Source organism: Sphingobium sp. IP1 (assembly GCF_002708645.1).
Lineage (GTDB): Bacteria > Pseudomonadota > Alphaproteobacteria > Sphingomonadales > Sphingomonadaceae > Sphingobium > Sphingobium yanoikuyae.
The window spans coordinates 70,529-92,521 of the sequence record NZ_NOIW01000005.1 but is presented as its reverse complement, the minus strand read 5'-3'; the positions used below and the strand labels follow the sequence as shown (position 1 = coordinate 92,521).

Genomic DNA, 21,993 nt, shown 5'->3' with positions numbered 1-21,993 from the left:
GAGCGACATTGGGGAGAGGCCAGAAGGAGCGAACCGGCTCCATTCCTTATCCATTTCAACGGGATCGCCGCCTTGCCCAGCCTCCGCCTCGCGCGCCTTTGCGCCCTCCCCTTCCTGTTTGCACCGCTGCCCGTGCTGGCGCAGGCCCCGCTCGATGCGGCCGCCGGCGACAGCGACATCCTGGTCACCGCCCGCGCACAGAAACTCTATCGCGTCGAGGATAGCGAGATCGGCAAGATCCCGGCTGATCCTATGGACATTCCCCAGTCGGTGCAGGTCATCACCAGCGAGTTGATCCGTGACCAGGGCGCACGCGACATCACCGACCTTTATCGCAATGTCGCCGGCGTCAGCGCCAACCAATATGCCACCGTTACCTATCGCGGTTTCCGGCAGGAATCGATGTTCTATGACGGGCTGCGCGGCGACCCGTTCCAGGGCTTCGCCGTGCCGAACCTGTTCAGCATCGACCGGGTCGAGTTTCTCAAAGGACCGGTCGGCATGCTCTATGGCGCCAGTTCGCCGGGCGGTATGGTCAATTATGTCACCAAGAAGCCGCAGGACAAGTTCGCCGCATCGGTGCGCGCGGTGGTCGGCAATTATGACCGCTATGGCGCATCGGGCGAAGTGACCGGGCCGATCGACGCCAATGGCGTGGTCGCCGGGCGGGCCGGCCTGTTCTACGAAAGCTTCGACACGGTGCAGCGCTTTTCCGGCAGTCGCAGCCTGGTCGCGGACGGCGGGCTGAAGTTCAAGCTGGCGCCCGACACCAGCCTGACGGTGCAGGCGACCCGTTATGACCAGGATCTGCCGGGCAACCGGCTGCGCGGCGTGGCGATCGATGCGGACGGGCATTTCCTGGCCGACCGGAGCTGGACCCATAATGAAAAGAACGACAAGCTGGACCTGAAGGGCACGGTGCTGCAGGTACGGCTCGACAGCCGGCTGTCGGATGCGGTCAGCATCAATGCATCGGGTCGCTGGTTCCGTTATACCGAATATCAGCGCTATCATGAACCGCTGGGGCCGATCGACACCGACGGCGATGGCGTGGTCGATACCCAGCCGCGCGAATTCCGCTCTCAACATCGCACGATCGAGGGCGCGAGCCTGGCGAGCAACATGATCGCCAGGCTGGAAACCGGCGGGATCAAGCACACATTGCTGGTGGGCGCCGACTGGTATCGCGAAACGCAGCATTTCAGCGGCGTGACGATCAAGGGCGTGCCGCGCCTGTCGCTGAGCAATCCCGTCTATGGCTTGAGCAATCCGACCGAGGCGGACCTGGCCGGCCTGACCCCGGAAGTGAATGCGCCGCGCGCCCATCGCTATGGCGTCTATGCGCAGGAACAGGCCGATATCGGCGAGCATGTCATCCTGGTCGGCGGCGTGCGCCATGACTGGTTCGACGACAAGGACGAGATTGGCGGCGCCTATGCCGATGGCGGTCGCTGGAGCTGGCGTGTCGGCGGCATCTACAAACCGGTGCAGTCGGTGTCCCTCTATGGCAGCTATGCCCAGAGTTTCGAGCCGCAAAACCCCGGCAACCAGAATCCGGCCGTTGGCGGCCCCTTCGCCCCGATCGCCAGCCGCCAGTTCGAGGTCGGCGCCAAGGGCGAACTGATGCAGGGCAAGCTGCAACCGACCATCGCGCTCTATCATATCGTGCGCAACGGCATCGTGCAGGTCGATCCCGATCTGGAACCGGTCAATGGCCTGGATCAGCTGTCGCCGGTCGGCGAAGTCACCAGCAAGGGGATCGAGCTGACGCTGGCGGCCGACATCAGCAAGAACTGGGTGCTGACCGCCAATTACGCCTATAATGATGCGCGCATCACCGACAGTGCGGAAGGCGCCACGATCGACAATGCGGTCGGCGGCCGCTTCCCCAACGCCCCGCATCATCAGGCCGGGCTATGGTCCCGCTATCAGATCTCCGCCTGGGGCACGGCGCTGGCGCTGGGCGGCCAATATGTGTCGGGGCAGATCGACCGGCGCGGCGCGCATATCCCCGGCTTTACCGTGTTCGACGGCAGCATCACCCAGGATCTGGGCTTTGCCGAAGCGATGATCCGGGTCGAGAATATCTTCGACAAGACCTATGCCGTCGCCACCTTCGACGCGCGCAAGGGCGCATTTGTCGGCCGGCCGCGCACCGTCTTCCTGGAATTGCGGCGCGACTTCTGACGGTCGCGCCGCGCCTCGCTCAGGCGGGGTTATGCGCTTTCAGAAAGGCTTCGAGCTGCTGGAGGAATTCCAGCCGGTCGGCCTGGCGCGAGAAGAAATGGTCGGCCAGCGGCTGTTCGACATAGATATAGTCGCGGCCATCCACCTTGCCGGCAGCCTTGAGCTTTTCCGCCATCTCGCGGGACTGGCCGACCGGCACGCGCCGATCCTTCTTGCCATGCATCAGCAGGATCGGCGTCGAGAAGCCGGCGGCATAGTTGATCGGCGATACGACAGCGAAATCCGGCGCCTGCTCCTTCAGCCAGTCGCCACTGGCACCGGAATTCAGGAAGCGCGGTCATAGCGCATCATCGCGCCCAGATCCGACACGCCGGCATAGGAGACGGCGCAGCGATATTTGCCGCCGTCGCGCTGGGCCGCGCGCATCGCGGCATAGCCGCCATAGGAGGCGCCGACGACGCAGACCCGCTTGGCGTCGGCAATGCCCTGCTTCACCGCCCAATCGACCGCATCATTTAGGTCATCCTGCATGGCAAGGCCCCATTGCCCCTCGCCCTTGGCCGCGAATTCCGTGCCATAGCCCGACGAACCACGATAATTGGGCTGGATCACCGCATAGCCGCGATTGGCCAGGAACTGCACCCACCAATCCCAGGTCTCCGCATCGCGCGCGAAGGGCCCGCCATGGGGCATGAGGATGAGCGGGAGATCCTTCGCCTCCTTGCCATAAGGCAGGGTCAGCACCGCCGCGATTTCCAGACCGTCACGCGCCTTGTAGCGGATCGTCTTGACCGGCGAGAGTTGAGGCCGGACGCCCAGCGTCTCGCTGACCTTCGACAGCAGCGACATGGCGCCATAGTCGGTGTCGTAATAATAATAGGCGCCCGGCTGACTGGCCGCGCCGACATGGACGATCAGTTTCTTCAAGTCCTGGCTGGTCGAGATGATGCGCGCGCGGCGATCACCCACGGCCATGTCGGTGCCGGCAGCGTCGACTTCCAGCCCGCCAAGGTCGAAGCCAGGTGCTTCATAGAGCTTCTTGCCCAGTTCCAGCGTGCCGAGGTCCAGTTCATAGAAGGCATCGGTGCCGTCGCGATCGTCACTGGCGATCGCCTTGCCCGGATCGGCCGTGAACAGCATCGGCACGATCAGCGATTCATGGCGACGCCGATTGGCCTTGTCGACCACGCGAAAACTGCCGCGACCATCGGGGCGGTAGAGCAGTTTCGAGGAACGGGCCGTGTCATTATAGCCGACCCCCATGCGCACCGCGCCAGTCGCATCGGCATACCAGCTGCGCACATATTGGCGCGAGGGCACGACGGTGCGCATCTTGCCGGTGCTGACGTCCACCTCGCTGACCTGCGGCCAGAAACCAAGATCATCATAATAAATGGAAGTCTGGTAAGAGAGCAGGATGCGCGGACTGCCATCTCGCGCAACCCAGATGACATCGTCGCCATTTTGCGCGGCGACAGCCTTGGCAAGGATGCTGGCCTTGGTGCCGTCCGCCTTGATGCTGGCGACGCGGCTGATCGACCAGGTATCGCCCTGCACATTGGTTTCCGCGCCGATGCCGACGATCAGCCAGTCATTATTGACCCAGCGCCACCAGTTGAGGTCATTTTCGCCCAAACCCATGGTGCGAACATTGCCGCCCTTCACTTCGGCGATCACCAATTGCTGCACGCCCTTGATCGCGATCCGCGCGGCGACGCGCGCGCCATCGGGCGAGAGTTCGGGTGAATCCATTGCCGGCAGTTCGGCAAAGGCCTCGACCGGCCAGGTCTTGGCGGCGGTCGCCGGCACCTTGGCAGCGTCGGCCTTGGTCGCATAGGCTTGCGCAGAGACAGCAGGTGCGAAAGCCGCGAGCGCGCAGGCTGCGGCGGACAGAAACAGTTTCAAACATACCCCCCAGTCAAACATGACCCCGCCCGTTGCCGGGCGGGGTCATCGTCAGTCCGGCGATTTAAAACCGGGTTAAGTGCCGTGCGCAAGCGCCGCGAGCAACAAGAGCGCCACGATATTGGTGATCTTGATCATCGGATTGACCGCCGGGCCGGCGGTGTCCTTGTAGGGATCCCCCACCGTGTCGCCGGTCACCGCGGCCTTGTGCGCCTCGCTGCCCTTGCCGCCATGATGGCCGTCCTCGATATATTTCTTCGCATTGTCCCAGGCGCCACCACCCGACGTCATCGACAGGGCGACGAACAAGCCCGAGACGATGACGCCCAGCAGCAACGCGCCCAGCGCGGCAAAGCCGTTGGGCACGCCCGCGACCGCCGCGATGATGAAATAGACCGCAATGGGCGCCAGCACCGGCAGCAGCGAGGGGATGATCATCTCCTTGATCGCGGCGCGGGTGACGAGGTCGACGGTGCGGGCATAATTGGGGCGCGACGTCCCTTCCATGATGCCCTTATTGGTGGCGAACTGGTCACGCACATCCTTGACCACGTCGCCGGCCGCCCGGCCGACCGCCGTCATCCCCATCGCACCGAACAAATAGGGCAGCAGCGCGCCCAGCAGCAGGCCGACGATGACATAGGGGTTGGACAGGCTGAAATCGACCGGCTCGGTAAGGCCGAGCGCGGAATTGTAGAATTTGAGATCCTCCGTATAGGCACCGAACAGCACCAGCGCCGCCAGGCCGGCCGAGCCGATGGCATAGCCCTTGGTCACCGCCTTGGTGGTGTTGCCGACCGCGTCGAGCGCATCGGTCTTCACCCGAACGCTGTCGTCGAGATGGGCCATTTCGGCGATGCCGCCGGCATTGTCGGTGACCGGCCCATAGGCGTCCAATGCGACGACCATGCCGGCCAGCGCCAGCATGGCGGTGGCGGCAAAGGCGATGCCGATCAGGCCCGCCAGCTGATAGGCGACGATGATGCCGATCACGATCACGATCGTCGGCAGCGCGGTCGATTCCAGGCTGATGGCGAGGCCCTGAATGACATTGGTGCCATGGCCGGTTTCCGATGCCTTGGCGATCGAGCGGACCGGGCGGTAATTGGTGCCGGTGTAATATTCAGTGATGACGACCAGCAGGCCGGTGACGGCAAGCCCCACCATCATCGACCAGAAGAGCGCCATGCCGGTATAGCCGCCGACGCCATCCAGATCGGTGCCGAACGGGGTATTGAGATCACCCAGCGTATAATGGGTGACGAACCAGAGCGCCGGGATCGACAGGATCGCGGTGGTCCAGAAGCCCTTGTAAAGCGCGCCCATGATCGACTGGCTGGCGCCGAGGCGGACCATATAGGTGCCGATGATCGAGGTGATGATGCACACCCCGCCGACAATCAGCGGCAAGGCCATCAAGCGCATCAGGAAGGTGTTGTCGACGCCGGTTACCAGCAATGCGGTCAGCACCATGGTGGCGCCGACGGTAACGACATAGGTTTCGAACAGGTCGGCCGCCATGCCGGCGCAGTCGCCGACATTGTCGCCGACATTGTCCGCGATCACGGCCGGGTTGCGCGGGTCATCCTCCGGGATGCCGGCCTCCACCTTGCCGACCAGATCGGCACCGACATCGGCCGCCTTGGTGAAGATGCCGCCGCCCAGCCGGGCGAAAATCGAAATGAGGCTGGCACCGAAGGCCAGCGCGACCAGGCTGTCGATCACCAGACGGTCATCGGGGGCATGGCCGGCCGGGCCGGTCAGATACCAGAAGAAAACACTGATCGCGAGCAGGGCAAGGCCCGCCACCAGCATGCCGGTGATCGCGCCGGCGCGGAAGGCGACGGTAAGGCCGCTCTGCAGCGTGCCGCGCGAGGCTTCCGCCGTACGCACATTGGCGCGGACCGAAATGTTCATGCCGATGAAGCCGGCCGCGCCCGACAGGATCGCGCCGATCAGGAAGCCGACGGCAGAAGTTATCCCCAAGAAAAGGAAGACAAGGACGGCGACGACGATGCCGACTACCGCGATGGTGGTATATTGACGGCCAAGATAGGCCTTCGCCCCCTCCTGGATCGCCCCCGCGATCGCCTGCATCGTATCGTTGCCCGCCGGTGCGGCAAGCACCTGGCGACTGGTGAAAAGCCCGTAGAGCACGGCCAGCAGGCCGCACCCTATGGCAATATGGACTATCTGCATGCTTGTTCCTCTCCCGCTATTGTTGCTGTCATCGATCGCTCCGCAGGGAATGACGGGCGGGCGAAGGGCGCAACAGCGGGCGGCCGGACGGGGGAACGCCGGCATCGGGCACCGCGTCAATCAGCAAGAGGACGATGCGCATCGGGCGCTCCAACCGGCTGAGAATAGGGTGATAGGAAGCTACAGGTCAGGCAGCGCGCGTCAAGCCGGTAGCGCAATGATCGAGATCAGCCATGTTCCCAGCCAAGCCGGTCGGGCAGCGGCATGACCGCGCCGTCGATCAGCAGGGTCAGGCCCGCCCCTTCTGCGAAACGGCCGATCGGGATTGCGCGCACCGGCGGCGACACACCGGGCGGCAGCGCGAAGAGCAGTTCATAATCGTCGCCGGCGCGCGCCGCGGCGAGCTGGATCGCGGTGCTGGCGCCGCGCACGCTTTCGAGCGCCGGGGATAGCGGGATATGGTCGATGGTGACGGCGAGGTTGCTGGCCGCGCCCATGCGCGCCGCATCGATCAACAGACCGTCGGACAGGTCCATCATCGCGGTTACGAGGCGGGCGAGCAAGGTGCCCTCAGCCAGCCGCGGGCGCGGTCGGCGATAGGCGGCGACCAGCGGGCCTGATGCGGCGGGATCGGCGCGGGCAAGGTCGAGACCGATGCCGGCATCGCCGACCGGCCCGGTGACATAGAGGCGATCGCCCGCCTGCGCGCCGGCGCGGCTGGGGACCGACGTGCTGGTCGCCTCACCAATCGCAGTCAGGCTGTAGCTGCGCGGTGCGCCGGCCGGCATGCTGACCGTGTCGCCACCGAGCAGCGGCATGGCGTGGCGTTCCAGCGCCTCGCCCAGACCTTCGAGGAAGGCCGCGTCCCAGCCGTCGTCGCCCGACAGGCTGTAGTTGAGCAGGCAGCCCACCGGTTTCGCGCCCTTGGCGGCAAGGTCGGACAGATTCACCGCCGCCAGTTTCCAGCCGATATCGGCCGGCGGATCGGTAGGGAGATAATGGACGCCCTCCACCATCGTATCGCTGGTGAGGATGAGACGCGTGTCGCCGACCGGCAGCACCGCGACATCGTCCTGCAAGCCCTGCGCGGCAGGATCATGGGCGAGCAGGCGCAGCAGGGTCAGGAAGCGGGATTCGGCGGACATGATGTAATCTCTATCCCAGCACCCGCTTCTACAGAAATCATCCGTCATCCCCGCGGACGCAGGCATCCATTGCGCGCTATGTTGGCGAGGAAGCGCTGAATGGATCCCGGATCAAGTCCGGGATGACGTCCATTACAGAACGCGTCCGTGCAACCTTATTTCCGCACGTCCTTCGACACGCCGTCGAGCAGGCCGTTGACGAAGCCGGCTTCGCGCTTGTCGTAGAAGGCGTGGGCGACGTCGACATATTCGCTGATGACGGTGCCGGTCGCGACATCCTGGCGGGCGAGCAGTTCATAGGTGCCCGCGCGCAGGATCTGGCGCATCGGCTTGTCGAGACGGTCGAGGGTCCAGCCGCTCGACAGGCGGGCAGTGATCAGCCCGTCAATCTCGGCGCGGCGGCGATCGACGCCCGACACGACGTCATCGAAGAAATTCTGTTCTGCCTCGGCATAGGTCACGTCCTCGATCGTCGCGCCCAGGCGATGTTCGTGGAATTCGTGCAGCAGCAGATGGAGCGGCGTGCCCTCCATTTCGAGCTGGTAGAGCGCCTGGACCGCGGCGAGGCGCGCGGCGGAGCGGGATTTGGAGCGGTCGTTCATGCGGCTTTCTAATCCGTGAATATCATGCCTGTCGAGAAGCCCGCATAACCGGTTCTCGACAGGCTCGAACCGAACGGGAAGAAATCAGAGCCGCAGCGCGACCGATGCGGCGTGAGCGGGCAGCCCTTCCGCCTCCGCAAGGGCGACGGCCGCGGGGCCGATCGCCTGGATCGCGTCAGGGGTAAGGCCAAGAAAACTGGTGCGCTTCATGAAATCGAGCACCGAAAGGCCCGAGGAGAAGCGCGCCCGGCGGCCGGTCGGCAGCACATGGTTGGGGCCAGCGACATAATCGCCCACCGCCTCGGGCGTCATACGGCCAAGGAAGACCGAGCCGGCGTGGCGGACCTGCGCGAAATAGCGGTCGGGATCGTCGACAGCGAGTTCAAGATGCTCGGGCGCGAGTCGATCGACCAGCGGCATCGCTTCATCCAGGTCGCGGACCAGGATGATCGCGCCATTGGCGGCCCAGCTGGTGGTGGCGACGGCCTGCGTCGAAAGCAGCGGCAGGCGGCGCATGACGGCTTGTTCGACGGCATCGGCGAAGACGGCATCGTCAGTGAAGAGGATCGACTGGCTGGTCGGGTCATGTTCCGACTGGCTCAGGAGATCGGCGGCGATCCAGTCGGCATCGTTCTGGCCATCCGCGACGACGACGATTTCGGACGGGCCGGCGACCATGTCAATGCCGACCACGCCATAAAGCTGGCGCTTGGCTTCGGCGACCCAGGCATTGCCGGGGCCGGTGATGACGTCGACCGGCTTGATGCGATCGGTGCCATAGGCCAGCGCGGCGACGGCCTGCGCCCCGCCGACGCGCCAGATTTCCTCGATCCCCGCGATCTGGGCAGCGGCCAGCACCAGCGGGTTGATTTCCCCTTTCGGCGTTGGCGTGACCATGGCGATGCGCTGCACGCCCGCGACCTTGGCCGGGATGACGTTCATCAGCAGCGAGCTGGGATAGGCGGCGCGCCCACCCGGCACATAGAGGCCGGCAGCATCCACCGCGGTCCAGCGCGCGCCGAGGCGCGCACCGGCGGCGTCGATACCGTCGCTGTCCACCGGCCGTTGCTTTTCATGATAGGCGGTGATGCGCGCGGCCGCGAGTTCGAGCGCGTCGCGCAGTTCGGTAGACAGGCCATCGAGCGCGGCGCGGCAGTCGGCCGGTTCGACCGCCCAGCCGCTGACGTCCAGATCATGATGGTCGAAGCGGCTGGTATAATCGGCCAGCGCCGTGTCGCCATGGGCGCGCACGGCCTTCAGGATGGCGCCGACGTCGCGGGACACATCCTCATCCGCTTCGCGCCGGGCATCGACCAGGGCAGTGAAATCGGCCGCGAAACCGGCGGTCTTGCTGTCGAGCCTAAGCGGCATCGCGCACCTCCACGGCCTTGCGGAACGCCTCCACCAGCGTGGTGAGATCGGCCGAACGCATCTTGTAGGCGGCGCGATTGACGATCAGCCGCGCCGAGACCGGCATGATGATCGCGGTTTCAACCAGGCCATTGGCCTTGAGCGTGGCGCCCGAGGACACAAGATCGACGATGCGACGCGACAGGCCGAGCGAGGGCGCCAGTTCCATCGCGCCATTCAATTTCACGCATTCGGCCTGAAGCCCGCGCGCCTCATAATATTTGCGGGTGAGATGGGGATATTTGGTGGCGACGCGGACATGGCTCATCGCCGCCTGATCCTCGTCCCCGGCATCCGCCGGTTCGGCGACCGACAGGCGACAATGGCCGATATTGAGGTCCACCGGGGCGTAAAGTTCGGAATAGTCGAACTCATCGACCACGTCGGAACCGACGATGCCGATCTGGGCTGCGCCATGGGCGACGAAGGTCGCCACGTCGAAGGCGCGCACGCGGATGATCGACACATCGGGCCGGTTGGTGGCGAAGCGCAGCGCCCGGCTCTTCTTGTCATGAAATTCCGCCTCCGGTTCGATACCGGCTTTGGCGAGCAGGGGCAGCGCCTCTTCGAGGATGCGGCCCTTGGGGATGGCGAAGGTGATCGGGCGAGTCATGACCGGCGGGCCTTAGCCATCGACGCGCCAAAGCACAAGATTTTCGGGGCAGGAAGGACGGAAGCTCAGCCCCAGAAGCGTCTTGTGTCGAGCAGAGAGGCATAGGCCTTTTCGGCGCGGCGCAGCAGACGGCGCTGCGCCTTGTCATCCGGCGCGGGCAAATCGAAGCCGATACCGGCCGCCGCGAGGGTGGCGGGCGCGGTCGCCAAATCGTTGAGCGCGCCCAGATCATCCTGCAGCTTTTCCAGCATGGCGGAAAAGGCCGCATGGCGCCGCTGCTGCTTGTTCTTGAGGAAAAGCGGCGCAAAGAATTCGCTGGCGTAGCGCAGCTTCTTGGCGGCGATGCGGGTCTGGTGGCGCCGCTCGTCGCTGCGCCTGGCAAGATTCTTCCCCTTGCGCTTCAGCCGCTTGCGTCGATCCGACAGGATTTCTGCAGCAAAGGGCCTGGCAGGCGCATGCAGCAACGCGGCATCGGCCGGCTGGCTACACCAGTCGCCCAGCGCTAGCCATTCGGCGAGGTCCAGCATCAGGATTCGGGTCTCGCGTGCCTGCAGGCGGAGTTCGGCGTCGGCCAGCGCTTCCGCCCGGACAAGCGCGAGGCGCGCAGCGGCATCGTCAGGCAGGCTGGGTAGCAGCACGTCGATATTGCGGACCCGGCCAAGCGTGGCAGCCAGTGCGCGCAGGCCATCCTTGAGCGGCGCGAGTGCCGGATCGCCCGCCAGCACCGGCGCAAAGATCGACAGCGCTGAGCGCAGTCGGCGCAGCCCTACCCGCGCCTGATGCAGCGCGCCGGGCGCGCCGGTGGTGAACAGCAGATCCTCGTTCAGGCGGAATTGGCGGATGCAGCCCTGGGCGATGGCACGAAAGGCCTGCTCGACGGTTGCGTCGGGCGCGATCGCAATGGGTTCGGCCTTAACCGGCTTGCGCCGTTCCTTCGCGAGCAGGGCATAGCCGCGATCCGACTTGGAGCGCATGCCCAGGCGCAACGGCACCAGGTCGTTGAGCTGGCGGGCCATCGAAAAAAGCAGAGCCGGTTCACCCGACAATAATTCCAGTTCCACCTCTGCCAGCGGGGTGGCACGACGACCGACCCGAACCCGGCCAATGTCGATCGCGCATTCGACCCCCTGGCCGTCCCGATCGAGCCGATGCACGGTGCGTTCGATATCGGTGACGAAAATCTTGTCGGCGGTCGCAACGGTCGCGGCGCCGACAGCCTGATCGAGCGGATCGGGAATCGCATCGAACAGCGGGACATTGCCCTCGACCGGCTTTTCCCATTCCGAGCGAGCAAAGAGGCCAGCCGCCCTGCCGCCATCGGCCTTGATCGTCTGGACATGGGCACGCCCCTTGCGCCGGACGCGCAGGGAAAAACCGGCACGGTGCAGATCGAGCGCGGGGGTGTCGAAATAGGTCGCGACCAGGTGGGCCGCCTGCCCCTTCTGCCCCGCGAACAGCGGTGCATCGGCCAGCAGGGCGCGATCGGCCGGGTCAAATTCCAGCTTCAGCTCGACTTCGCGGTTGTCCATCCGTGCGCCCCTTGTTGCGAGCGGTGCCCCCCGGGGCCGGGACGCTAGATCGAATCGGGCACGAAAGGAAATATAATTGTCACAATTGGCCGTGCAGCCGGCTCAAGCCACCTCCGCCAGCGCCGCTTCAGTCGCAGCGATCCAGCCGCCGCCCAGCACCTGATCGCCGGCATAGAGAACCGCCGCCTGCCCCGGCGCGACACCATATTCGGGCGCGTCGAAGAACAGCCGATCGCCTTCGAGGCGTGCCGAAACCGGCTTGGCCATGGAGCGGACCTTGGCGGTCAGAGGCCCGGTAAAATCGCGACCGAGCCAGTTGATATCGCTGAGGCGCGCGCCCGACACGGCCAGCGCGACCTTCGGCCCGACGATCACCCGCCGTCCTTCGGCATCGAGCCGCACGACATAGAGCGGCTCGGCCTGGCCACCAATTTCCAGCCCCTTGCGCTGACCGACCGTATAATGGATCAGCCCCTTGTGCCGGCCCAGCACCCGGCCATCGACATGGACGATGTCGCCGCCCTCGTCCGCATCCGGGCGCAGCTTGCGCACGATCTTGGCATAGTCACCATCGGGCACGAAGCAGATGTCCTGGCTGTCGGGCTTCAATGCCACAGACAGGCCGAGTTCGGCGGCGATCTCGCGCACCTGTGGCTTGGGCAGGCCGCCCAGCGGGAAACGCAGATAGTCGAGCTGCGCCTGAGTCGTGGCGAACAGGAAATAGCTCTGGTCGCGCGCCGGATCGGCGGCGCGGTGCAGTTCGGCGCCCTGCGGCCCTTCGACCCGGCGGACATAATGGCCGGTCGCCAGGCAGTCGGCACCCAGGTCGCGCGCGATCTGGAACAGGTCGGTGAACTTCACCCCCATATTGCATTTGACGCACGGAATGGGGGTGCGCCCGGCCATATATTCATCGGCGAAGTCTGCGATCACCGAATCGCGAAACTGGCTTTCATAATCAAAGACATAATGCGCAATACCAATGCGGTCGGCGACGGCGCGCGCATCGCGGATATCCTGCCCCGCGCAGCAGCTGCCGGTGCGGCCGACGGCGGCGCCATGATCATAGAGCTGGAGCGTCACGCCGATCACTTCCGCTCCGGTCTTGGCGGCCAGCGCAGCGACGACGCTGCTGTCCACGCCTCCGGACATGGCAACGACAATGCGCCGCTGCGAGAGCGGCTCTGGGAGCTGAAATTCGGGCTGCATGGCCGCCCATATAGTCGCAGGCGGCGCTGCGTTCCAGCATCTTCCCCCACAAGCGTATCGTTTCGATGACGAAAATGTGTCCGGCATTTACCGGACCTTATCGATTAGCCCGGTAGAAGCTTGGTCATGGATCTGAGTTTTCTCCGGACAGGCGGGCTGAAACCCGCTCTGACAAGGCCGACAGGCCGGGCACGCGTCCCGGCCTGGCCTTTCCTGCGGGCAGCTTCGGCTGCGGCGCAGGCGGCCAGTCCCACGGCCCTGGCGGTCGCGGGCGTCCTGCGGGGGCAGGATGGGATGGAGGACTGGATTCAGGAACTGGCCGAGCTTTTCGCGCCACGTTCCGACGGCAAGATCGAAGCCGTTCGTCTCGCAGGAAGCTTTAACCCGCTGATCGCGAGCCATTTAGGGGTGGGGCAAGGATGATGAAGCCTGTGTTTACCTTGGGGCTTTAGCCGATCTTCAGGGCTGATGTGACAACGAGGTTTCGCTGCTGAATTCGGCAACGCCAATGCCGCTAATTGAGGGTAAAGATGATAGAGAACCAGAAAATCAGGCCTGCACAGGTCGTAGGACCGCTCGGCGAACCCCTGACGCTGGAAAATCTGCCGCCCGTGAACACCACCCGTTGGGTCGTGCGTCGCAAGGCGGAGGTCGTCGCTGCCGTCAATGGAGGTCTGCTGACGGTGGACGAGGCCTGCGCCCGCTACAGCCTGACGCTGGAAGAATTTGCCAGCTGGCAGCGGGCGGTGGACCGTTCGGGCATGCATGGCCTGCGCGTCACGCGCATCCAATATTATAAGTCGCTCTACGAGCGGCAGCAGAAATATTGAAGGATCGGGTGCCGCCGACGGGCGGACACCGTAGAAAATGATGCGGGGGCCGCCGGACAGACCGTCCGGCGGCCCCTTTCGCGTTGCGGGTCGGGGATGGTTTCCAAGGCGGAATCATTTTGTGCGGGAACGCGAAGCCATGTTCCGGGTTGAATAGCCAGCAAACCCGTTGGGGGTGTGGTCAAGGAGAGTAACATGGGCATCATCTTGTGGCTTATCGTCGGCGGCATCATTGGCTGGCTCGCCAGCATGATCATGCGCACGGACGCGCAGCAGGGCATCTTGCTGAACATCGTCGTCGGCATCGTCGGCGCCTTCATCGGCGGCCTGATCTTCAGTGGCGGCTCGATCAACAATGCCGGACTGACGCTCTACAGCTTCCTCGTTTCGCTGCTGGGTGCTGTCATCCTGCTGGCGATCGTCAACCTGGTACGGCGCGGATCGGTTCGCTAACGACCGGACATGCAATATCAAAGGCCGTGCCCTTCCCAGGAAGGACGCGGCCTTTTTGCGTCAGCGCCGGACGCTGAACCAGCGATAGAGCGCCAGCACCGCAATCGCGCCCAGCACGGCGGCGATGAAGCTGGCACGCTGACCCGGTGCATAAAAGCCCATGATCTGACCGACGAAGGCCGCCAGCAAGGCGCCTGCCATGCCCAGCAGGATGGTCACGACACACCCCCCCGGATCGCGCCCCGGCATGACCAGACGCGCCAATGCCCCCGCGAGCAGGCCCGTGATGATCCATCCCAGCAATTCCATGGCGCGTATCCTCTTGCACTGTCCAACCCGCCCCAAGGCGCGGCATAGCGACATAGTCCGGTCCCTTTGGCAAGAGACGCACGAGGCGCAAGAGCCCGCCAAGCCCTTCGCAAGGGCACAATTGGCTTTGCGAAGCCCCGTCCAAGCGTGATATTGGGGCTTGAGGGCGGTGATATATTCATATAACACAGTTCCGAGTTTGGGCGGAACCCGCCGGAGAGATGGAAACGGCATGAATTACGAAACTACGCTGACGGGCGAATCGTCCGCGATCCTGGTCGATGACGAAGACCGGACTCGCCGTCGCCGGCGTCTGCTGATCATCGGTGGCGTTGTTGCGGTTGCGCTGGTGGCGGCAGCGGCCGCGCTGTCGATGCGTGGCAAGGATGCCGCCGCGCCCGACGCGGCACCGCAGGCGCCGGTCGTGACCGTGCTGACCCCCGGCCAGACGATGGTCGCCCGCACCGTGAGCAGCACCGGATCGCTGGCCGCCCGTGTCGACATGCCGGTCGGCGTGGTCGGCGAAGGCGGCATGGTGACGCGCGTGCTGGTGCAGCCGGGCGACTGGGTCCGTGCCGGCCAGGTGCTGGCCACCGTCGAACGGTCGGTCCAGAGCGAGCAGGTCAATTCGCTGGCCGCCCAGGTCGAGGTTCAGCGCGCCAATGCCAAGCTGGCCCAGGCCCAGTTGGAACGCGCCAAGGCGCTGGTCGGCCGCGGCTTCATCAGCGCCGCCGACATCGACCAGCGCACCGCCACCCGCGATCAGGCCGTCGCCCAGGTCCGCGTGGCCGAAGCGCAACTGGCCGAACAGCGCGCTCGTACCGGCCGCCTGGACATCCGCGCGCCGGCATCCGGCCTGGTGCTGACCCGCACGGTCGAGCCTGGCCAGATCGTCCAGGCCGGTGGCGGCACATTGTTCCGCATGGCCAAGGATGGCGAGATGGAAATGCAGGCGCAGGTGGCCGAAGCCGATCTGGCGACGCTGCGCGCGGGCAATAGTGCGACCGTGACCCCGGTCGGCAGCAACCAGCATTTCAGCGGTCGCGTCTGGCAGGTATCGCCAGTCGTCGATCCGCAGACCCGTCAGGGCATCGCCCGCATCGCGGTCGCCTATAATGACGCTATCCGCCCCGGCGGCTTCGCGTCGGCGACGATCACCAGCGGCTCGGGCAATGCCCCGCTGCTACCGGAATCGGCGGTGCAGAGCGATGCCAAGGGCAGCTATGTCTATATCGTCAACGGCAAGAACCAGGTCGAACGGCGCGACGTGAAGGTGGGCCAGGTGTCCGACAATGGCGTCGCCATCACCAGCGGCATCACCGGCGCCGAACGCATCGTGACGTCGGCCGGCGCCTTCCTGACCGTGGGGCAGAAGGTGAAGCCGGAAGCGCTCAAGGCGCGATGACGCAATGGTCCCGGCCGGGTCATCGTGCCCGGACCGGCAGGACTGACAATATTGGAAGCGGGCGCGGTGGCGTCCGGTGAGGGAAGCCCGTCATGAGTTTTCGCAATATCTCCGCATGGGCGATCCGCAATCCGGTGCCGCCGCTGGTCCTGTTCGCCGCGCTGATGCTGGCCGGTGTCGTCAGCTTCCTGCGGATGGACATCAACCAGAATCCCGACATCAGCTTCCCCATGGTCAGCGTCACCGTGTCCCAGCCGGGCGCCGCGCCGACCGAACTGGAAACCCAGGTGACCCAGCGGGTCGAGGCCGCCGTGCGCGGCATCAGCGGGGTCGAGGACATCACCTCCTTCGCGTCCGAAGGCCAGTCGCTGACCAATGTCCAGTTCAAGATCGGCACGCCGGTCGATCGTGCGGTCAATGACGTCAAGAATGCCGTCGACCAGATTCGCAGCGACCTGCCCGACGGCATCCTGGAACCTCAGGTCCAGCGCATCGACGTGGATGGCGGACCGATCGCCTATTTCAGCGCCGAAGCGACCGACATGACGCTGGAGGAACTGTCCTGGTATGTCGACAATACGGTCGCCAAGCGATTGCTGTCGGTCAGCGGCATGGCAGCGGTCCGGCGCGGCGGCGGCGTCAGCCGCGAAATCCGCGTCATCCTCGATCCCGCCCGCCTGCAGGCCTATGGCGTCACCGCCGCGCAGGTGAATGCACAGTTGAGCCAGGTCAATATCAACGCGGCCGGCGGTCGCACCGAAATTGCCGGTGCCGAACAGTCGATCCGCGTGCTGGGCAATGCGCGCAACGCCCATGATCTGGGCCAGACCCAGATCGCCATTTCCGGCGGTCGCACGGTCAAGCTGGCCGATATTGCCGATGTTCGCGACATGTATGCCGAACAGCGCAGCCTGGCGCTGATGAACGGCCGGCAGGTGACCAGCTTCAGCCTGGAAAAGGCCAAGGGATCGTCCGACGTCACCGTCTATGACGATGCCATGAAGGTGCTGGACAAGCTGAAGAAGGAAAATCCCAAGGTCCAGTTCAAGCAGCTCTATTCAAGCGTCGAATATACACGCGGCCAGTATCACAGTGCCATGTCGGCGATGATCGAGGGCGCGGTGCTGGCGGTCGTCATCGTCTTCCTGTTCCTGCGCGACTGGCGCGCGACGATGATCTCCGCCCTCGCCATCCCGCTGTCGGCGATCCCGTCCTTCTGGTTCATGGACATGCTGGGCTTTACGCTGAACGGCATTTCGCTGCTGGCATTGAGCCTGGTGGCGGGCGTGCTGGTCGATGACGCGATCGTGGAGATCGAGAATATTGTGCGCCACATGCGCATGGGCAAATCGGCCTATCAGGCGTCGATCGACGCAGCCGACGAAATCGGCCTGGCCGTGCTGGCGACCACCATGGCGATCGTCGCGGTGTTCCTGCCGGTCGCGCTGATGCCGGGCATTTCGGGTCAGTTCTTCATCCAGTTCGGCATGACCGTCGTCGTGTCGGTGCTGATGAGCCTGGCCGTGGCGCGCCTCATCACGCCGATGATCGCAGCCTATTTCCTGAAGGCCCATGGCGAGGCGAGCCATGGCGAAGGCTGGCTGATGGACCGCTATATGAGCGTGCTCCACTGGTCGCTGGACCAGCGCAAGGCGAAGGCGCGGCGGGCGCGCGGCGGATTCCGCAATCGCTTCGTCGCCTTCTTCGTCGACCATCGCGTGTGGACGCTGGGCATCGGCATGCTGGCCTTCGTGGCGACCCTGTTCGCCTTCGGCACTTTGCCCATGACCTTCCAGCCGACGATCAACACCGATTTCAGCCAGGTGAAGATTGAGACCGTGCCGGGCAGCACGCTGGAGCAGACCACCGCCATCACCCGCAAGGTCGCCGACATGCTGGCCGCCGACACGGATGTGGTCGAGGCGGCATTTGCCGATATCGAGCCGACCAGCGCCGACATCTTCCTGACGCTCAAGAAGACCCGGCCGATGTCGTCGGTGGATTGGGAACGCAAGATCGCACCCAAGTTCCAGACGATCGCCGACGCACGGGTCAATTTCCAGTCCCAGTCGGGTGGTGGCTTCGGCCGCGACATCATCATGATGTATGGTTCGGACGATCCGGAGCTGCTGGAAAAGACCGCCAATCAGCTGGTGCATGAAATGGCCGGCATCCGCGAACTGCGTGCGCCGCGCGTGCAGGGCGACATGCAGCGGCCCGAAATCATCATCAAGCCGCGCCTGGACCTAGCCGCCAGCATGGGCGTGACGACCGCTGCACTCAGCCAGTCGATCCGCATCGCGACGATCGGCGACATCGACCAGAATGTCGCCAAATTCTCGCTGTCCGATCGTCAGATCCCGATCCGTGTCGCGCTGGCCGAGGATAGCCGCAAGGATATCGCCACGATCGAGAATATGCCGGTGCCGACCGTGTCGGGTGGTTCGGTCCCGCTCAAGGTGGTCGCCGACATCAGCTTTGGCGCAGGTCCAACGCAGATTCGCCGCTATAACCAGATCCGCCGCGTCGTCGTCGGCGCGGATCTGGCGCCCGGCATCGTCACCAGCCAGGCCAACCAGAAGATCAACGAACTGCCGACGATGAAGGCCATCAAGGAAGGCCGCATCCAGGGCGTGCAGAAGATCGAGGCAGGCGACAGCAAGTTCCAGGCGGAAATGCTGACCAACTTCGTGATCGCCGTCTTCTCCGGCATCATGCTGGTGCTGGCGGTGCTGGTGCTGCTCTACAAGCGGATCATGCCGCCCTTCGTGAACCTGGGGTCGCTGCTGCTGGCGCCGCTGGGCGGGGCGATCGCGCTGCACATTGCCGGCCAGCCCATGTCGCTGCCGGTGTTCATCGGCCTGCTGATGCTGCTGGGCATCGTCGCCAAGAACTCGATCCTGGTGATCGACTTCGCGCTGGAGGAGATGGAGAAGGGCGTGCCCAAGCAGAAGGCGATCCTCGATGCCGGGCACAAGCGCGCGCAGCCGATCGTGATGACCACGGTCGCGATGGTCGCGGGCATGGTACCGACCGCCCTGTCGCTGTCGGGTGACGCTGCCTGGCGCGCGCCGATGGGCATCACGGTGATCGGCGGCCTGCTGCTATCGACGGTGTTGACGCTGGTGATCGTGCCGGCCGTGTTCAGCCTGGCGCTGGGTGTCGAGCAATGGGCCGGGCCGCGGCTGAGCCGCCGCTTCCTGACCCACAAGTCGCATGACGGCCATTCGGGCAGCCATGCCCAGCCGGCGGAATAAGGAATCGGGTTCGCGCGGGCAGCCCCATGGCAAAATATGGGGCTTGCCTGAACGAAACGGGCGCGTAACCGTTTCACCGCCATGAAGCTGCTGCGCATGCCCCGCTCGCCCCTCGACGCCGCCGCCTATCCCGCGCGGCGCATGCGGCTGGTGGCGACGGGGATGTTGCTGGCGATGGCGGCGATCTTCATCGCGGCGCGCGCCACCGTCCATCTCCATCCCGCGATCGGCTTCGTCCAGGCCTTTGCCGAGGCGGCGATGGTCGGCGGCCTGGCCGACTGGTTCGCGGTCACCGCCCTGTTCCGCCATCCGCTCGGCCTGCCGATCCCGCATACGGCGATCATTCCGCGCAACAAGGACCGGATCGGCGATACGCTGGCAATATTCCTGCGCGACAATTTCCTGACCCCGGCCGTCGTCGCGCGGCGGATGCGCGGCATGGACGTGGCCGGTGCGGCCGGCCGCTTCCTCGCCAGCCCGTCCGCCGGCGACGGGCGACTGCGCGTCGGCGCATCCCGGTTGCTCGCCGACATGCTGGAGGCGCTGGATCAGGAGCGGTTGGGCGGGATGGTGAAGGGCGCGATCGGCCAGCGGCTGCGCGCGATCAATGTCGGCCCGCTGGTGGGGCAAGCAATTGAGGCGGCGATGCGCGACGGCCGCCATGCGCCGGTGATGGATGGCATCATCCAGTGGGCCGACAGGGCGCTGGAGGCGAACGACCATCTGATCCGACAGATGGTGCATGAGCGCGCGGGCACGGTGCTGCGCTGGACTGGGCTGGACGAAAATCTGGCCAATGCCATCGTCAACGGTCTGCGCAAGTTGCTGGCGGACATGGCCGCCGATCCCGGCCACAGCCTGCGCCTCAAGGCCGAGGAAGGCATGGCCAAGCTCGCCTTCGACCTGCAGTTCGACATCGAGATGCAGGCGAAGGCCGCGAAGATTCGAGACGAGATACTCGACAATCCGGCGATGCAGCGCTGGATCGAGGGGATGTGGGAACAGGCCCGCACCGGCCTGCTGCGTGCGGTACGCGATCCCGGCAAGGCGATGGCCGGGCGACTGGGCGAGGCGTTGCAGCAACTGGGCGGCACGTTGCAAGAGGATGCCCGGCTGAAACTGGTGATCAATCGCTTCGTGCGGCGCGGCGCGGTCGGGGCCACGGCGACCTATGGCGATTCGATCGTCAAGCTGGTGAGCGAGACGGTGCGCGGATGGGATGCCGGCACGGTCACCAGCCGGCTGGAGAATGCGGTCGGCCGCGACCTGCAATATATCCGCATCAACGGCACGCTGGTCGGCGGGCTGGTTGGCCTGGCGATCCACGCGATCGACACATTCTTCTGAGAAATGGTCGGGGCGCATCGGGCCAAAAACGACGCGCCCCGACCGGAACCGGTCGCACAGAGGAGAAGGCCCCCGGTTCCTAGCTGAACATCAGTCTTCGAGACCGCCCTCTCTGCCGGGCGGCGGCGGCGATGGCGGCAGTTCGTCGGCGCTCAGCACGCCGTCGCCATTGCGGTCGAGATCATGGAACATGGCGAGCGACGGCGCGGAAAATTCGGCGCGATCGATCACGCCATCCTCATTGCCATCCTCGGGATAGGGCATGGCGCGGCCCGGAGGTGGGGGTGGAGCGGTGTCGCCACTCTGGCCGCCCGGTCGCGGGCCGGGTGGCGGACCGCCGGGCGGAGGGCCGCCAGCGCCACCGGGGCCGCCGCCAGGACCACCACGGCCATGCCGACGTTCGCCCTGCCCTTCCTGCCGCGGGGTGCGCTGATGCCCCAGAATCTGCTGCATGGCTTCGGCCGAAATCGCGCCATCGCCGTCCGAATCCATCGCCGAGAAACGGCGGTCAAGCCAGGCCTGCATCTCGTCCCGCGTGATCCGGCCATCACCGTCGGCATCGGCAGCCCAGGGGCCCTCGGGTCGTGCCCCGCTGTCATGCGGACCTTCCGTCCGCGCAGACAGGTCGGCTGGCTGCTGGGCGAACAGCGGCACCGGCAGCAACAGGGTCGACAATAGCAGCATCGTGGGAAGGCGCATCGGGGTTCCTGGATTTGCGTTGCCCCAATGTCTCGCATTGCCGCATTGCCCCGATATGTCCCGAGGCAACGCGAATATTTCAGGCGCACCGCATCCCTGAAAATTGATGTTGCAACATATCATGTTTTGATGTTGTATCATTTCATGGCCGCCGGAGAGACGGCGCCGCGAGAGGAGGGTGCAGTCCATGTATATGACGATGCAACCGACACAGGATGCGACCCGGTCGGGCTATGCCGCGCGGCGCAAATCACCGATCGGGATCGGCGGGGCAATTGCGGGCCATGCCCTGGGGGTCGGCGCCCTCCTGCTGGTGCCCCAAAAGGGCATCGACCGGGGCCCCCCCACCCCCCCCACCCCCCGCCTTCCGGTGCCGCCGCCCCCCCCCCCCCAACCCGCCGCCGCCGGACCCGCCCCCCCAGACGGTCCAGACCAATCCGCTGCCGCAAAAGCCGACCACCACCGATCCGATCGTACCGATGCCCGTTCCGGCTGGCCCGACGATCGAAACCGGCCCATCCTCGCCCTTTGACGGCTCTGGAACCGGGACGGTCATCGATCCCCCCCTGCCCCCGCCACATATTCCGGTGCCTGTCGAAGCCAGCATAGCGCCCAATGCGCTGGGGTCTTTCCAGCCCGATTATCCCGGCGCGATGATCCGCCAGGGGCTGGAAGGCAACGTCACCGTGCGCGTCACCATCAGTCCGGAAGGCCGCGTCAGCGACATCGTCAAGATTTCGGCGACCGACGAGAGTTTCTGGCTCGCGACCCAGAAGCATGCGCTGCGCAAATGGCGCTTCCGGCCGGCAACGCGCGACGGCGTCGCGGTGAGCAGCGTCAAGACGCTGACCGTGCGCTTCACCCTGACCGATCGCTGAGCAAAGGACGGGCGGG

Annotated in this window: 17 protein-coding genes and 1 pseudogene; 8 read left to right on the top strand and 10 right to left on the bottom strand. The window is 65.3% G+C overall.

Annotated elements, in window-relative coordinates:
• The first annotated feature begins 72 nt into the window (after positions 1-72).
• The gene (locus CG471_RS02935) at positions 73-2,187 is read left to right on the top strand and encodes a TonB-dependent siderophore receptor (RefSeq protein WP_099230507.1); all 2,115 of its coding nucleotides are present in this window, start codon (positions 73-75) and stop codon (positions 2,185-2,187) included.
• Between the two features lie 19 nt (positions 2,188-2,206).
• On the opposite strand, the pseudogene CG471_RS02930 reads toward CG471_RS02935, so the two are convergent.
• The 8 genes and pseudogenes from CG471_RS02930 to mnmA form a co-directional block, all read right to left on the bottom strand.
• Positions 2,207-4,113: pseudogene (locus CG471_RS02930) on the bottom strand (alpha/beta hydrolase family protein).
• Between the two features lie 54 nt (positions 4,114-4,167).
• On the bottom strand, positions 4,168-6,291 hold the full coding sequence (locus tag CG471_RS02925; protein ID WP_099230505.1) for a sodium-translocating pyrophosphatase: 2,124 nt from the start codon (positions 6,289-6,291) through the stop codon (positions 4,168-4,170).
• Positions 6,292-6,518: 227 nt separating this feature from the next.
• Positions 6,519-7,436 (bottom strand): thiamine-phosphate kinase, encoded by a 918-nt coding sequence (gene thiL / locus CG471_RS02920; protein ID WP_099230503.1) that lies wholly within the window; start codon positions 7,434-7,436, stop codon positions 6,519-6,521.
• 155 nt (positions 7,437-7,591) lie between these two features.
• Positions 7,592-8,038 (bottom strand): transcription antitermination factor NusB, encoded by a 447-nt coding sequence (nusB, locus tag CG471_RS02915; RefSeq protein WP_099230501.1) that lies wholly within the window; start codon positions 8,036-8,038, stop codon positions 7,592-7,594.
• Between the two features lie 84 nt (positions 8,039-8,122).
• Positions 8,123-9,409, bottom strand: coding sequence for a histidinol dehydrogenase (gene hisD, locus CG471_RS02910; RefSeq protein WP_099230499.1), 1,287 nt, complete (start codon positions 9,407-9,409; stop codon positions 8,123-8,125).
• The gene (hisG, locus tag CG471_RS02905; protein ID WP_004208839.1) at positions 9,399-10,061 is read right to left on the bottom strand and encodes an ATP phosphoribosyltransferase; all 663 of its coding nucleotides are present in this window, start codon (positions 10,059-10,061) and stop codon (positions 9,399-9,401) included. The genes hisD and hisG overlap by 11 nt, the downstream gene beginning before the upstream one ends.
• A gap of 65 nt (positions 10,062-10,126) precedes the next feature.
• Entirely contained in the window at positions 10,127-11,590 is a 1,464-nt protein-coding gene (locus tag CG471_RS02900; RefSeq protein WP_099230497.1) for a CYTH and CHAD domain-containing protein, read from the bottom strand.
• 102 nt (positions 11,591-11,692) lie between these two features.
• The gene (gene mnmA / locus CG471_RS02895; RefSeq protein WP_099230495.1) at positions 11,693-12,799 is read right to left on the bottom strand and encodes a tRNA 2-thiouridine(34) synthase MnmA; all 1,107 of its coding nucleotides are present in this window, start codon (positions 12,797-12,799) and stop codon (positions 11,693-11,695) included.
• 294 nt (positions 12,800-13,093) lie between these two features.
• Between mnmA and CG471_RS31105 the strand changes: the two genes are divergently transcribed.
• The 3 genes from CG471_RS31105 to CG471_RS02880 all read left to right on the top strand — a co-directional run bounded on the left by CG471_RS31105 (position 13,094) and on the right by CG471_RS02880 (position 14,082).
• Complete coding sequence (locus CG471_RS31105) at positions 13,094-13,222, top strand: hypothetical protein (protein ID WP_257211404.1); 129 nt, start codon at positions 13,094-13,096, stop codon at positions 13,220-13,222.
• 107 nt (positions 13,223-13,329) lie between these two features.
• The gene (locus CG471_RS02885; protein ID WP_004208844.1) at positions 13,330-13,629 is read left to right on the top strand and encodes a DUF1153 domain-containing protein; all 300 of its coding nucleotides are present in this window, start codon (positions 13,330-13,332) and stop codon (positions 13,627-13,629) included.
• A gap of 195 nt (positions 13,630-13,824) precedes the next feature.
• Complete coding sequence (locus CG471_RS02880; RefSeq protein ID WP_004208845.1) at positions 13,825-14,082, top strand: GlsB/YeaQ/YmgE family stress response membrane protein; 258 nt, start codon at positions 13,825-13,827, stop codon at positions 14,080-14,082.
• Between the two features lie 60 nt (positions 14,083-14,142).
• On the opposite strand, the gene CG471_RS02875 is transcribed toward CG471_RS02880, so the two are convergent.
• On the bottom strand, positions 14,143-14,391 hold the full coding sequence (locus CG471_RS02875) for a GlsB/YeaQ/YmgE family stress response membrane protein (RefSeq protein WP_099230493.1): 249 nt from the start codon (positions 14,389-14,391) through the stop codon (positions 14,143-14,145).
• A 232-nt stretch (positions 14,392-14,623) separates the two neighbouring features.
• Between CG471_RS02875 and CG471_RS02870 the strand changes: the two genes are divergently transcribed.
• The 3 genes from CG471_RS02870 to CG471_RS02860 all read left to right on the top strand — a co-directional run bounded on the left by CG471_RS02870 (position 14,624) and on the right by CG471_RS02860 (position 20,400).
• The gene (locus tag CG471_RS02870) at positions 14,624-15,796 is read left to right on the top strand and encodes an efflux RND transporter periplasmic adaptor subunit (RefSeq protein WP_099230491.1); all 1,173 of its coding nucleotides are present in this window, start codon (positions 14,624-14,626) and stop codon (positions 15,794-15,796) included.
• A 92-nt stretch (positions 15,797-15,888) separates the two neighbouring features.
• Positions 15,889-19,053 (top strand): efflux RND transporter permease subunit, encoded by a 3,165-nt coding sequence (locus CG471_RS02865; protein ID WP_099230489.1) that lies wholly within the window; start codon positions 15,889-15,891, stop codon positions 19,051-19,053.
• An 81-nt stretch (positions 19,054-19,134) separates the two neighbouring features.
• Positions 19,135-20,400 (top strand): DUF445 domain-containing protein, encoded by a 1,266-nt coding sequence (locus tag CG471_RS02860; RefSeq protein ID WP_099230487.1) that lies wholly within the window; start codon positions 19,135-19,137, stop codon positions 20,398-20,400.
• A gap of 90 nt (positions 20,401-20,490) precedes the next feature.
• Here the strand turns inward: CG471_RS02860 and CG471_RS02855 are convergent, their stop codons facing one another.
• Complete coding sequence (locus CG471_RS02855) at positions 20,491-21,099, bottom strand: hypothetical protein (RefSeq protein ID WP_099230485.1); 609 nt, start codon at positions 21,097-21,099, stop codon at positions 20,491-20,493.
• Between the two features lie 479 nt (positions 21,100-21,578).
• Between CG471_RS02855 and CG471_RS31100 the strand changes: the two genes are divergently transcribed.
• On the top strand, positions 21,579-21,977 hold the full coding sequence (locus CG471_RS31100) for an energy transducer TonB (protein WP_257211403.1): 399 nt from the start codon (positions 21,579-21,581) through the stop codon (positions 21,975-21,977).
• The last annotated feature ends 16 nt before the right edge of the window (positions 21,978-21,993 follow it).

Excerpts from the sequence above, each read along its gene's own strand:
- CG471_RS02925 (WP_099230505.1), bottom strand. The coding sequence starts at position 6,291 with ATGCAGATAGTCCATATTGCCATAGGGTGCGGCCTGCTGGCCGTGCTC.
- thiL (WP_099230503.1), bottom strand. The coding sequence starts at position 7,436 with ATGTCCGCCGAATCCCGCTTCCTGACCCTGCTGCGCCTGCTCGCCCAT.
- nusB (WP_099230501.1), bottom strand. The coding sequence starts at position 8,038 with ATGAACGACCGCTCCAAATCCCGCTCCGCCGCGCGCCTCGCCGCGGTC.
- hisD (WP_099230499.1), bottom strand. The coding sequence starts at position 9,409 with ATGCCGCTTAGGCTCGACAGCAAGACCGCCGGTTTCGCGGCCGATTTC.
- hisG (WP_004208839.1), bottom strand. The coding sequence starts at position 10,061 with ATGACTCGCCCGATCACCTTCGCCATCCCCAAGGGCCGCATCCTCGAA.
- CG471_RS02900 (WP_099230497.1), bottom strand. The coding sequence starts at position 11,590 with ATGGACAACCGCGAAGTCGAGCTGAAGCTGGAATTTGACCCGGCCGAT.
- mnmA (WP_099230495.1), bottom strand. The coding sequence starts at position 12,799 with ATGCAGCCCGAATTTCAGCTCCCAGAGCCGCTCTCGCAGCGGCGCATT.
- CG471_RS31105 (WP_257211404.1), top strand. The coding sequence starts at position 13,094 with ATGGAGGACTGGATTCAGGAACTGGCCGAGCTTTTCGCGCCACGTTCC.
- CG471_RS02885 (WP_004208844.1), top strand. The coding sequence starts at position 13,330 with ATGATAGAGAACCAGAAAATCAGGCCTGCACAGGTCGTAGGACCGCTC.
- CG471_RS02880 (WP_004208845.1), top strand. The coding sequence starts at position 13,825 with ATGGGCATCATCTTGTGGCTTATCGTCGGCGGCATCATTGGCTGGCTC.
- CG471_RS02875 (WP_099230493.1), bottom strand. The coding sequence starts at position 14,391 with ATGGAATTGCTGGGATGGATCATCACGGGCCTGCTCGCGGGGGCATTG.
- CG471_RS02870 (WP_099230491.1), top strand. The coding sequence starts at position 14,624 with ATGAATTACGAAACTACGCTGACGGGCGAATCGTCCGCGATCCTGGTC.
- CG471_RS02865 (WP_099230489.1), top strand. The coding sequence starts at position 15,889 with ATGAGTTTTCGCAATATCTCCGCATGGGCGATCCGCAATCCGGTGCCG.
- CG471_RS02860 (WP_099230487.1), top strand. The coding sequence starts at position 19,135 with ATGAAGCTGCTGCGCATGCCCCGCTCGCCCCTCGACGCCGCCGCCTAT.
- CG471_RS02855 (WP_099230485.1), bottom strand. The coding sequence starts at position 21,099 with ATGCGCCTTCCCACGATGCTGCTATTGTCGACCCTGTTGCTGCCGGTG.
- CG471_RS31100 (WP_257211403.1), top strand. The coding sequence starts at position 21,579 with ATGCCCGTTCCGGCTGGCCCGACGATCGAAACCGGCCCATCCTCGCCC.